Here is an 11,882-nt window from a genome sequence, read left to right as displayed (position 1 = left end):
AACGCTCTGTTTTTCCGTATCCGCCGTGGTAAGGGCTGTGCGCCGGCGCAGCCGACGCCCCCTCCTCAACCCAGATTCGTGTCGTATTGAGTCCCGATGCCCAGACCTGAGCGCACTGCAGTCATCCTTGTCGCAGCCGGACGCGGGCTTCGCGCCGGTGCTGGAGGGCCGAAGCAATATCGGGAGATCGGCGGGCGGACGGTGATCTTCCGCGCCATGCAGGCGTTCTGCGAGCATCCAGCTATCTTCGCCGTGCAGCCGGTGGTGAATCCGGACGACGCCGCTGTTTTCACTGAAGCCGTCGCGGGACTGCGCCATCAGCCGCCTACCAATGGCGGCGCGACTCGCCAGGCATCGGTGCATGCCGGGCTTGAGGCGCTGGCGGCGGAGAAGCCTGACATCGTTCTTATCCACGACGCGGCGCGGCCCTTCGTGACACCGGCGGTCATTTCGCGCGCGATCGATGCGGCAGGCCGGACCGGCGCTGCCATTCCGACCATCCCGGTTACCGATACGGTCAAGCAGATCTGTGATGCAGGCAACGTCGAGGCAACGCCCGATCGTGCAAGGCTGCGAATCGCGCAAACGCCGCAAGCGTTTCGTTTCGATGTCATTCTCGATGCTCATCGTCGCGCCGCGCGCGAGGGCCGCAGCGATTTCACCGACGATGCGGCGCTCGCGGAATGGGCGGGATTGACGGTGGCGACCTTTGAAGGCGATCCTGCAAACATGAAGCTGACAACGCCCGAAGATTTCGTTCGCGAGGAAGCCCGCCTCGCCGCCCAGCTCGGCGACATCAGAACCGGCACCGGTTATGACGTGCACGCCTTTGGCGACGGCGATCATCTGATGCTCTGCGGCGTACGGGTGCCGCACACCCGCGGGTTTCTCGCCCATTCCGACGGCGATGTCGGCCTCCACGCCCTGGTCGACGCCATTCTCGGCGCGCTGGCGGACGGTGATATCGGCTCACACTTTCCGCCGAGCGATCCGCAGTGGAAGGGTGCCGCGTCAGATAAATTCCTCAAATACGCCGTGGACCGTGTCACCGCACGGGGCGGCCGAATCGCCAATCTCGAAGTCACGATGATCTGCGAGCGTCCGAAGATCGGGCCGCTGCGTGATGTCATGCGTGCCCGCATCGCCGAGATCACCGGGCTCAACATCTCCCGAGTTGCGGTGAAGGCGACGACCAGCGAACGGCTCGGCTTCACCGGCCGTGAGGAAGGCATCGCCGCAACTGCGTGCGCCACCATCCGCTTGCCCTGGAGTGAGTAAATGAGCGGCAGCGACGCGCGCGCCCTCTCCCGCTCGCTGCTCGATCTGTGCCGGATGCGCAAGCTGACGATCGCGACGGCGGAATCCTGCACCGGTGGCCTGGTCGCCGGCGCGCTCACCGACATTCCCGGCTCATCCGACGTCATCGACCGCGGCTTCATCACCTATTCCAATGAAGCCAAGCGCGCGATGCTCGGCGTCAAGGCCTCGACACTTGCGACCTTCGGCGCGGTCAGCAAGGAAACCGCGACTGCAATGGCGGTCGGCGCGTTGGAAAAGGCCGGCGTTGATCTCGCGGTATCCATTACCGGTATTGCAGGTCCGGGCGGCGCGACGCCGGGCAAGCCGGTCGGCCTCGTCCATTTCGCGGTTGCCTCGCGTGACGGGAAGATAATCCATCGCGAGTTCCGTTTCGGGGCCATCGGCCGCACCACGGTGCGCCAGCGCTCGGTGGTCGAAGCGCTGCGCATGCTGATGGAATTGGCACGCGGACCGCAGCCACCCATCAAGCCACGGCGCGAGACGATGAGCCGGTTACGTCCAAGAGTGGCACGAACGCCGCGGCGCAGCGCCGTGAAGCGGCGCCGGCCGACGCGCACTTGAAGCGAGCATCAGGCCTGTCCCGCCAGCGCCTTGGCGCACGTTTCGCTAAGCGAAGCTACCGGCGTCAGCGCTTCCGGGCTGATCGAAAGCTCGATGATAGCAGGAACTCCGCTCGCGACGGCTTCGTCGAATGCGCGCGCAAAATCTTCTGTTCGGTTAACACGCGCACCGAAGCCACCGCAGGCGCGCGCCAGCGCGGCAAAGTCCGGGTTGGCGAGATCGGTGCCGGAAACACGACCGGGATATTCCCGCTCCTGATGCATCCGGATCGTGCCGTACATACCGTTATTGCAGACGATCACGATCAGCGGCAGCCGATTCTCGACCGCAGTCATAAACTCGAGGCCGGTCATTTGAAAACAGCCGTCGCCGGCAAATGCGATGACCGTTCGTTCCGGATGCTGCAACTTGGCTGCGACTGCCGCAGGCAGGCCGTAGCCCATCGAGCCCGATGTCGGCGCGAGTTCGGTGCGGTACTGCCGGGAGCGCCAGAAGCGGTGCACCCAGACGGCATAATTGCCGGCGCCGTTGCAGATGATGGTGTCATGGGGCAAGCGCTCGCTCAAACCGCGCACGACCTGCGAGAGCTGCACGTCGCCGGGCGACTTGGTCGGCTCGGCAAACGCGAGATAGTCGGCATGCGCCGCTTTGACGTAGTCGGCGCGTGATTGATGCTTCGGCTCCAGCTGCCTGATCGCGGCCGCAAAGGCCGCGCTGCTCGCGACCACGCCGAGCGTTGGCGAATAGACGCGACCGATCTCTTCCGGATCGGGATAAATATGAACCAGCGGCTGCTTCGGCTTGGGAATATCAAACAGGGTATAGCCGGATGTGGTGGCCTCCCCCAGTCGCGCGCCAAGTGCGATCACCAAGTCGCTGTTGCGAATACGCTCGGCGATCTTGGCGTCGAGACCGATGCCGACATGGCCGCCATAGCAAGGATGCAGATTGTCGAAATAGTCCTGGCAGCGGAATGATACGCCGACCGGCACTTCGTGCGCAGACGCAAACGCCTCGAGATCACGGCGCGCCTGGTCGCTCCATCCACCGCCGCCGACGATCAGAAACGGCTTTCTCGCCTCCGACAGCAGCGCATGGAATTGCCGCAAGCCGCCTTCGTCAGGCGCGATCGGAAGTGGATTATAAGGTGGCGCATCCGGCACATCGGCAGTGTCGGTAAGCATGTCCTCGGGCAGCGCCAGCACGACCGGGCCGGGACGGCCCGAGGTCGCTGTGAAGAAGGCGCGCGAGATGAACTCGGGTATCCGCCGCGCGTCGTCGATCTGGGCGACCCATTTCGCCATCGGGCCGAACATCAGCCGATAATCGATTTCCTGGAACGCTTCGCGTTCCATCATGTCGCGACCAACCTGGCCGAGCAGCAGGATCAGCGGCGTCGAGTCCTGAAACGCGACATGAACGCCCGATGACGCATTCGTGGCGCCGGGGCCGCGGGTGGCGAACACGATACCCGGCCGCCCCGTCAGTTTGCCGTAGGCCTCCGCCATCATGGCGGCGCCACCCTCCTGCCGGGCGTTGATGAACCGCACACGCTGGTTCTGGTACATGCCGTCGAGAGCAGCCAGGAAGCTCTCACCGGGGACGCCGAACACGGTGTCGGCGCCGTGCAGGGCCAGTTGCTCGATCAGGATATGTCCACCGGTTCGAAGTTTTGCGTCCATCGTCTCGTCTTTCCGTCGTGGGATCGCGGATTGGGACCGGCTTAATGAATGGCGTCGATACCGGCAACCGGTTTCGTGGGAAACCAGATATGCCGCCGATCATGTTCCTTGTTGCTGGCCTTTCGGCCCTACCCGCGCTTCAACGCCGGTCACGGCCTCGTAGGCCTTGATCACGGCGGTGCAGGACTCGCCGTCATGCCCGAGCAGCGCCGCCTGCCGGTAGGTCTGGTGCACAGCCTCAGCCATGAAACCGGGCAGGCCCGCCTCCTCCAGCCAGCGCGCATAATAGCGGACGTCCTTGCGGGCGTTCGCCAGCGACATCAGCGGAGTGAAGTCGCCCTCGAGCGTGGACTGGCCGTAGAGATCGAGCATGCCGCTCTTGCCACCGGCGGCGGAGATGATGCGGATCGCTTGGGAAAGATCGAGCCCCTCCTTTGCGGCCAGCGCGAACCCCTCGCACCACGCCGCCACATTGGCGAAGGCGATGTAATTGTGAATGAGCTTGAGGCGGATCGCGTGCCCCAGCGGACCGATATGGAAAATGTTCTCGGCATAGAGTTCGAAATAGGGCCGGAGATCTTCGAGCAGGTCGCTCTCGCCGCCGAACAGCACGTTTACTTTGCCGATGTCGGCGTGCTTTGGGGTCCGCGTCATCGGCGCTTCGGCATAGCGCCCGCCGGCTGCGCGCACCATGCGGTCGAGCTTGGCGACCATTTGCGGACTGCCGGTGGTGTGGTCCACGATGATGAACCCCGGCGCCGGACCGGCGAGCAGCCCGTTGGTACCAGTGAGCAGCGCCTCGACGTCCTCGGCCTCATTCACGCAAATCATGACAATGCGGCAATCGCGAATTTGCTGCAGATTGCCCGCGGCCGTCGCCCCAAACGATTTGGCAATCGCGACCGCAGCGGGGTTTAGATCAAAGGCGGTCACGGCCACGCCCTTTGCGACGAGGTTCTTGACCAAACCCCGTCCCATCCCTCCGAGCCCGATGAAGCCAACGCGTTCGAATGTCGTCATCTCAACTTCCGTGATTGTTCGAGAGTTTCTTGGATTGGTGAAATGCTTTGCCTATTGCGCTGGCGTCAGCGGGTCCCGACCGGCCCTGCCCCCGGCTTGCCGTAGATCGCGTCCGCCCGCTTCTCGAACGCGGCGGCAAAGCGCTGGAATGCGGTATCGAACATCGTCCCCATCAGCATTGCGAGCATCCGGCTCTTGAATTCGTAGGACAGGAAGAATCCGACCTCGCAGTCGGTTTCGGATTTCGGTTCAAACGTCCAGCGGTTTTCCAGGTTGCTGAACGGACCCTTCAGATATTCCACCATGATCCTCAGGTTCGGTCGGTCCAGCGTCACGCGGCTGGTGAAGGATTCCCGCACCAGCTTGAACGACACCGTCATGTCGGCGACGACGACCTCGGTGCCGTCGGCCTTCGACGTGCGCTGACGGATCCGGAGCGATTGGCAGAGCGGCACGAATTCCGGATAGCGCTCGACATCGGCGACCAGATCGAACATCTGCGGCGCGGTGTGATGAACCCGGCGCTTGCTGGAAAAGCGCGGCATCAGTGAATACTCGCCCGGTTCTGCTTGAGCGCGATCTGCTTCAGATAGTCGTCCGCCTGCATCCGATCGGTGAAGCAGACGAACGTTTGATCGGCGCGCAGGCCCTGAAAATAGTCAAGGAGCTTCGGTCGCTGCAGCCGACGATAGGTCCAGATATAGCGGAAAAATTCGAAGTCGATCCTTTCCGGACAGCCCTCAGCCATCTCCGGGCGGACCGTGCCGTAGCTTCCGGCAATCCGCTTCATGATGCCGAAGATACAGGTCCTGCGCGGCAGGTCGAACCAGATCACGGTGTCGCTCGAATGACGGCGCAACTCACCCGCGCCGCTGCTGGTGTAGTTGCCGTCAATGACCCATTGCGGTCCGCGCGCGACCTCGGCCACGCGCTGTCCGAACTCGGCATTGTCGGACGCGACCCAGCCCGGTTTCCAGTACAGCGCATCCAGCGAAACGAAGGGAATGCCCGTGATATCAGACAGCCGCCTGGCAAATGTCGACTTGCCGGACCCCGACGATCCCATCACGAGAACGCGTTGCATTGTTCGATCCGCACCTAGCTGATGCGCGCGATGCGCGCCGCCTGCAGCTTGGCAAAATCCTCGCCCGCATGATGTGACGAGCGGGTCAGCGGGCTCGCCGAAACCATCAGAAATCCCTTGGTATAGGCGACCTTCTCGTAGCCCGCGAATTCATCGGGGGTGACATAGCGCATCACGGCGTGGTGCTTGCGGGTCGGCTGCAGATATTGGCCGATGGTCAGGAAATCGACGTCCGCCGAGCGCAGATCATCCATCACCTGCAGCACCTCGTGACGCTCCTCGCCGAGGCCGACCATGATGCCCGACTTGGTGAAGATCGTGGGATCGATCTCCTTGACCCGCTGCAACAGCCGGACCGAATGGAAGTAGCGCGCGCCCGGCCGGACGGTCAGATAACGCGCCGGCACCGTCTCCAGATTGTGGTTGAACACGTCGGGCTTGGCCGCCACTACCACTTCCAGCGCGCCTTCCTTGCGCAGGAAGTCCGGCGTCAAAATCTCAATGGTCGTATTCGGGCAACGCGCGCGGATCGCGCGGATCACTTGCGCAAAATGCTCGGCGCCGCCGTCGGCGAGATCGTCGCGATCGACCGAGGTCACCACGACATGGGTCAGTCCGAGCTTGAAAGTCGCTTCCGCGACGTGTTCCGGCTCGGCGGCGTCGAGCGCGCTCGGCATGCCGGTCTTGACATTGCAGAACGCGCAGGCCCGCGTGCAGGTATCCCCCATGATCATGAAGGTGGCATGCTTCTTGTCCCAGCACTCGCCGATATTGGGGCAACCGGCCTCCTCGCACACCGTGACGAGGCCGTTCTCCTTGACGATCTTCCGCGTATCCGCATAGCCGCGGGTATTCGGCGCGCGCACCCGGATCCAGTCCGGTTTCGGCGGCGACAGCGCGTCGGGCCGGTTCACCTTTTCGGGGTGACGCGGGCGCACCTGGTTGGCGGAGATGGTATCGACGAGGACGACCATGTTAAATCCGGAAAATGAGAGAATACCTAGCTAATCCGTGTCGCTTGCGCCTGCAACCCGACTCGCGGAAGGCCCACAAGTCGGTTGCGGAAGGGCCCACAAGGCGGCTCGCGAAACCTGGCAGATCGTGCAAGATAATGACGAATTTCACCCCTTCCGCGAACGATTCTCACCTGAAAATGGTTCAAAGCCCCAAGCCTGCCGACGGCGCCACCCCTCCGCTCGGCAAGCCGCTGAAACGCTCGTTTTTCGCCCGCAGCGTGCATGAGGTCGCGCCCGACCTGATCGGGGCGACGCTGCTGGTCAACGGTGTCGGTGGCATCATCACCGAGGTCGAGGCCTATCACCACACCGATCAGGCCGCGCATTCGTTTCGCGGACCGACGCCGCGCAACCGCGTGATGTTTGGCCCGCCCGGCTTTGCCTATGTCTACCGTTCCTATGGCATCCACTGGTGCGTGAACTTCGTTTCCGAGGAGGAAGGATCGGCCAGCGCCGTGCTGATCCGCGCGCTGGAGCCGACCCACGGCCTCCCCGCGATGCGCCGCCGCCGCGGCCTGCAGGACGCGCGCGCTTTGTGCTCCGGCCCGGGCAAGCTCACCGAAGCGCTCGGCATCACCATCAAGCATAATGAGTTGCCGCTGGATCAGCCGCCCTTTGCGCTGCATGCGCGGGTGGGCAAGCCGGAGACCATCGTCGGCGTGCGGATCGGGATAACGAAAGCAGTCGATCTGCCGTGGCGCTACGGATTGAAGGGATCGAGATTCCTGAGCAAGGCGTTTTGACCGCGCCTCCCGTCCTGAACCCGTCATTGCGAGCGAAGCGAAGCAATCCATCGAGCCGCGCATGAGGTGAAATGGATTGCTTCCGGCCTTCGCCAAGGCTTCGGCGGACAAGTCGCTGCGCTCGCAATGACGACGGATACAGTTTCGCATTCTCGCGACACAGTGCGCCCGAGCTTTTGCAAATCGTTCGCCCTCGAAATCAGAGAGGGCGCAGGGAATGCCGGGTGCCGGCTGGCACCCGCGGTCTCGTGTGCAAGGTGCACTTCAAGAATGCGCACACGAGCATACAGGTACAGCCGGAGCATCCCGGCATTCCCTGCGCAATGGTTTGACGGCTTATGCCGCGCTCTCCCTGGAGACGAATTCCTCTTGCCTCCATCGCCGGCGAATTGACGGCTCGCGCGACCCGGTCGGGTTTCGCAAGCCTCCGCCGACTTAACGCCAGCCACGGGCGCCAGGACCACACGGTTTTGCCGTACGCAGCTTCCCTCGCCACAGGCCTCAGCCAGCCAAGTGCGTGCCGGCCGTAGGAATAGCGAAAGCGTTTAAGCGCCGTTCGTCTGCGCGGCCAGCGTTCGCTCACGGAAGACCGCCCTGCGAACACCTCGCGCGCCTGACGGTGCCGCGTCCACCGCAACCCGCCCCAACGTCAGTGACGATGGCCAACGCCCCTCTCCTCGGGACGGGATGGCGGGAGTTTTACCGGTGATTTGGGTCAATCGCGAAGCGGAATATTTCTGACTCCGGGGCTTGACACGATTTCTGAAAATCAGAAGTGATTTGCCCAACGGGTTGATTTGCCGCACCTTCAACGCGAGATTGTGCTTGCAGGTAATGCAAATCAGCCGGTAGCCCGCATGAGCTTAGCGCTATGCGGGCAGAGCAAAAACCCGGATGTCGCTTCGCTCATCCGGGCTAACTTGCTGCACAACGCCGCCGAGCGCCGCTTCCCATTTCCCAGGTTTTAACCATGCAATTCAGTAGAGATGGTGACTGGTACCAGGCGGTTCGGATCACGGGTCCGTCCCACAACTTGCTTGCCCTAAAGCTAGGCGAGCCTAGCGCTTCTGCGCCGATCGTCGAGCGGTTGTCGGTCAGCAACGAAGCGCCAGTGATCGATGCCGACGACGTTCAAAAGCAAGTGCTGGAAGGCGTCAGTGAGGCAAATGCACAGTTGGGAACGGACTACCGGGTCGCAGCAATCCGCTTCGTCACGACAGACACGCCGTCGTCCACGATCTACCGGTGACAGCGCAGTCCAGCACTGGCACCGTAAATCACGTGGGATGACTATCAGGATGCGCGGCTTAACAGATCAGCGAAGCGCTGCAGGTACAGCGGCCAACCCCGATCGCCCGTGACCCCATCGCGCACGCCTTGCCACCCCTCGCCGTGCCGGTCCAGGTGTCGGTGCTCGATCTCAACGCGTGTGCGGTGCGCCGTCTCGGCGGTAAATCGCACTTCCCACTCGCTGGTCTTATTCGGATCGGTCTCGATCTGCCATTGCGGGCTGATGTTCCAGCTCAGGAGCACTCGATTGGGCGGCTCGTACGCCAGCACTCGTGCCCATCGGCACTCGCTGCCGTCAACGCCGCGATCGTACAGGTGGCCACCAACGCGAGGCTCGAATACCGTCTCGGCGATCGGCACCCTCAGCAGGTTGTGCTCGGCGGGTTTGAAGCGGCCAAAGTCCTCAGTGAAGACCTTGAATGCACGCCCGATCGGCGCCTCCACCACGATACTGTGCTTGACGGATGTGATTGCTGCTTGAGTGCTCATTCCGACTCCTCCGGTGGTTGCTCGATGGCTGTCTTGTAGGCTGCCATCGTCTTGCTCCAGAACAGATCGAGTTCCGCACGCAGGGCTGCCAACCCGGCGGGATCGACGCGATAGATCCGCTGTTTGCCGGCCGGCGCGTCGACCACGAGCCCGGCGTCCTTCAGGACCCTCAGGTGCTGCGAGACGGCGGGGCGGCTGACTGGCAGGGCACGCGCCAATCCACTGACCGAGCTCGGATGATCGACCAGCCGCTCGAATATCGTGCGCCTGGTCGGGTCAGCGAGCGCCGTCCACCCACTCTTCGCGTAAGTCATCGCTAACGCGTAAGGCCATGCTTACGCGTTGTCAAGTCACATTTCAACGCGAGCCGAACTCAAGGGAGGGCTTGAGGCACGCAAGACGGATGCGTCGCCATGGAATGAAGAGCATCTCGCCGCGGAGCTCCGCTGCCTATCGCGCAATCGCGTGCGCGCCACTCTCGTCAGCCGCGCGCGACTGGCGCTGGTCCAGCGTGCGGGCGCAACTCGTCGAGTGCGATGACGGCTGACCTGTTGGAATTCTCAGTTCGGCGCTAAGCTAGCCGCCGGACGATTCCCCTGCGTCTAGGGCATGAACCCATAAATTCAAAGGATCGGTTCTGACAGCGGCCAACAGCTAATACCAAAATTGGTACATCCGGACTGCTGGCTTTCCGAACGGTCCAGTTTGCATAACATCGCAAATCAGAGGAGCTCTCTTGTGTGCGCGCTCCGGCGAGAAAACCGCGTTGGCTCAATCCAGCCCCCTGTACCGCAGCCAAGGGCGTGCATCTCGTCGGGGCGCGCAAGCAAGAATTGCCTGGCGCAATGCATTCCTCGGGAGCGCTGTGGATGTGACCTGGAAGCAGAACGGCGGTGAACATGCGTGGCCGTTTTTACGGATTAGTCGAGCGTTTGATATATCAAGTATCAAACGCCGCTACTGGGGTTGGCTCGGCTGCGAACAGACCGGTGCAAAACGCGACGGGCGACCAAAAAAACGCCTCGACGGGCACGGGGCTTTCTGATGTGGACATTTCTCACGATCAATCCTCGCGCTGGCAGAAATTCTCGGCGGTACCCAAGAAAAATTTCGAGCGCGAAGTGTCGGACAAAACCCACAGCTGCCGCCTGGTGAACTCCGATCAGTCGCAGCTGCTCCCGAAAGCGGACATCGGCGGCGCCGGCGGGCATATCGGCTTTGGGCCACATGCGGCCATCCGCGATCTATTCTGGCTCCAGCGCGGCGGGAATGTTCTGGTTGAGCCGGAATAGATTCCCTGGATCATACTTCCGTTTCAAGGCTGCAAGCCGGCGATACTTGTCGGGTCCGTAGGCGGCCCGCACGCGAGCCTCCCCATCCTCGCCGAGGAAGTTCACATAGACGCCGCCTGTCGAATGGGGATGCGTCGCCTCCCAGAAGCTCTGAGCCCATGCGACTTGCGCCTCGGTCGCTTGGGGGTCGGACCACACCGCGTTGATGTTCAGAGCATGTTCGGCGCTACGGTCCTCGAAGGCCGTAGCCGCGCCATCGACGTGGCGGATGGCGCCGCCGAGATGGAACAAAATAGTGTAGGAGATCGGTGATGGTGTCTGCCATGCATGCGCGACCAGTGTGTCGATGGCCGCGTCGCTAAGCCGGCCGAAATAGTGCGACTTCCAATAGTAGCGCAAACCGTGAGGCACGCTCGCATCGAACATGCCCTGTTGGGCTGTGTACGCTTTTGGTTCGATCAGATCGATGAGGGGTTCGCCGAACCGCCGCAACGGGGCGAGGATCCGCTCGCCATCATCGATGGAGCCGGCATAGCAAACGGCGATGACGACCACTGCGCGGCCGTGAAGGTGCGGCGGCAGGAACAGCGCTGGCGGCGCCTTTCGCAGATTGACGATTGTCGTCAGCTCATCGGGCGCGGTGGCGATGTAGTCCCGATAGAAACGGAGCACTTCGGGCGCCCGTTCAGCGGGGTGAAGGATCGCGCCGGCGAGCACCTGCGGTCCGACAGCATGGAGGCGGTATTGGAAGGCGGTGACTATGCCGAAGTTCCCGCCGCCGCCTCTCAGGCCCCAGAGAAGGTCGGCGTTTTCGCGCTCACTGGCACGAAGAAATTGCCCGTCGGCCAACACAACATCGGCTGCGACAAGATTGTCGCAGGTAAGCCCGTGCCGACGCATGAGCCAGCCGATGCCGCCACCAAGCGTGAGCCCCGCGATCCCGGTATGTGTGACAATTCCGCCGGTCGTCGCGAGGCCGAAAGCCTGGGTCTCGCGGTCGAACTCGCCCCAAAGCAATCCTGGCCGGGCGCGCACGGTCTGGTCCCCGGGATCGACCTCGATGCCTTTCATCGCTGTCAGATCGACGACAATGCCATCGTCGCAGACGGCGCTACCGGCAACATTGTGTCCGCCGCCGCGAATCGCAATTGGCAGTTCCTGCTCGCGCGCAAGGTTGACACAGGCGATGACGTCGGCGGTTCCAGCGCAGCGAACGATGAAGGCCGGATGGCGGTCGATCATGCCGTTCCAGACCTTGCGGGCCTCGTCATAGCCGTCATCACCCGGCCGGAACACCACGCCGCGTATTCCGGCCATCAACGACGCAACGCCAGTGCGGTCAGGGAGGATTGCCGGTGCCGCAGCTCTCTCTGGGTAAGTCATAG

13 protein-coding genes are annotated in these 11,882 nt (G+C 62.8%); 5 read left to right on the top strand and 8 right to left on the bottom strand.

Features of this window, described 5'->3' with window-relative positions; genetic code table 11:
* The first annotated feature begins 96 nt into the window (after nt 1-96).
* Together J6524_RS02725 and J6524_RS02720 are read left to right on the top strand one after the other, a co-directional pair.
* Nucleotides 97-1,278 (top strand): bifunctional 2-C-methyl-D-erythritol 4-phosphate cytidylyltransferase/2-C-methyl-D-erythritol 2,4-cyclodiphosphate synthase, encoded by a 1,182-nt coding sequence (locus J6524_RS02725; protein WP_225668758.1) that lies wholly within the window; start codon nt 97-99, stop codon nt 1,276-1,278.
* A complete protein-coding gene (locus J6524_RS02720) occupies nt 1,279-1,881 on the top strand; it encodes a CinA family protein (protein WP_225668756.1) in 603 nt (200 codons plus the stop codon).
* A gap of 8 nt (nt 1,882-1,889) precedes the next feature.
* Here J6524_RS02720 and J6524_RS02715 read toward each other — a convergent pair whose 3' ends face one another.
* The 5 genes from J6524_RS02715 to lipA form a co-directional block, all read right to left on the bottom strand.
* Nucleotides 1,890-3,563 (bottom strand): thiamine pyrophosphate-binding protein, encoded by a 1,674-nt coding sequence (locus J6524_RS02715; RefSeq protein ID WP_225668755.1) that lies wholly within the window; start codon nt 3,561-3,563, stop codon nt 1,890-1,892.
* A 99-nt stretch (nt 3,564-3,662) separates the two neighbouring features.
* Nucleotides 3,663-4,583 carry an NAD(P)-dependent oxidoreductase gene (locus tag J6524_RS02710; RefSeq protein WP_225668753.1) on the bottom strand — a complete coding sequence of 307 codons (921 nt, stop codon included), beginning with the start codon at nt 4,581-4,583 and terminating at the stop codon, nt 3,663-3,665.
* A gap of 65 nt (nt 4,584-4,648) precedes the next feature.
* Entirely contained in the window at nt 4,649-5,128 is a 480-nt protein-coding gene (locus tag J6524_RS02705) for a type II toxin-antitoxin system RatA family toxin (protein ID WP_225668752.1), read from the bottom strand.
* The gene (locus tag J6524_RS02700) at nt 5,128-5,667 is read right to left on the bottom strand and encodes a P-loop NTPase family protein (protein WP_225668750.1); all 540 of its coding nucleotides are present in this window, start codon (nt 5,665-5,667) and stop codon (nt 5,128-5,130) included. Before J6524_RS02700 ends, J6524_RS02705 begins: the two co-directional genes overlap by 1 nt.
* A 14-nt stretch (nt 5,668-5,681) precedes the next feature.
* Nucleotides 5,682-6,641, bottom strand: a complete 960-nt coding sequence (gene lipA, locus J6524_RS02695; protein WP_225668749.1) for a lipoyl synthase — start codon at nt 6,639-6,641, stop codon at nt 5,682-5,684.
* A 179-nt stretch (nt 6,642-6,820) separates the two neighbouring features.
* Here lipA and J6524_RS02690 point away from each other — a divergent pair, with 179 nt between their 5' ends.
* Nucleotides 6,821-7,426, top strand: coding sequence for a DNA-3-methyladenine glycosylase (locus J6524_RS02690; RefSeq protein WP_225668748.1), 606 nt, complete (start codon nt 6,821-6,823; stop codon nt 7,424-7,426).
* A gap of 970 nt (nt 7,427-8,396) precedes the next feature.
* On the top strand, nt 8,397-8,675 hold the full coding sequence (locus J6524_RS02685; protein ID WP_225668747.1) for a hypothetical protein: 279 nt from the start codon (nt 8,397-8,399) through the stop codon (nt 8,673-8,675).
* 44 nt (nt 8,676-8,719) lie between these two features.
* On the opposite strand, the gene J6524_RS02680 is transcribed toward J6524_RS02685, so the two are convergent.
* Together J6524_RS02680 and J6524_RS02675 are read right to left on the bottom strand one after the other, a co-directional pair.
* Nucleotides 8,720-9,205 (bottom strand): SRPBCC family protein, encoded by a 486-nt coding sequence (locus J6524_RS02680; protein ID WP_225668746.1) that lies wholly within the window; start codon nt 9,203-9,205, stop codon nt 8,720-8,722.
* Nucleotides 9,202-9,519, bottom strand: a complete 318-nt coding sequence (locus J6524_RS02675; RefSeq protein ID WP_225668745.1) for an ArsR/SmtB family transcription factor — start codon at nt 9,517-9,519, stop codon at nt 9,202-9,204. The genes J6524_RS02680 and J6524_RS02675 overlap by 4 nt, the downstream gene beginning before the upstream one ends.
* Nucleotides 9,520-10,104: 585 nt before the next feature.
* On the opposite strand from J6524_RS02675, the gene J6524_RS02670 reads away from it, so the two are divergent.
* The gene (locus J6524_RS02670; RefSeq protein ID WP_225668744.1) at nt 10,105-10,497 is read left to right on the top strand and encodes a hypothetical protein; all 393 of its coding nucleotides are present in this window, start codon (nt 10,105-10,107) and stop codon (nt 10,495-10,497) included.
* On the opposite strand, the gene J6524_RS02665 is transcribed toward J6524_RS02670, so the two are convergent.
* Nucleotides 10,450-11,880 (bottom strand): FAD-binding oxidoreductase, encoded by a 1,431-nt coding sequence (locus J6524_RS02665; RefSeq protein WP_225668743.1) that lies wholly within the window; start codon nt 11,878-11,880, stop codon nt 10,450-10,452. The genes J6524_RS02670 and J6524_RS02665 overlap by 48 nt on opposite strands.
* Nucleotides 11,881-11,882: the final 2 nt, after the last annotated feature.

The organism is Bradyrhizobium hereditatis, from assembly GCF_020329435.1.
GTDB classification, from domain to species: Bacteria; Pseudomonadota; Alphaproteobacteria; order Rhizobiales; family Xanthobacteraceae; genus Bradyrhizobium; species Bradyrhizobium hereditatis.
This window is presented reverse-complemented; position numbering and strand designations above follow the sequence as displayed.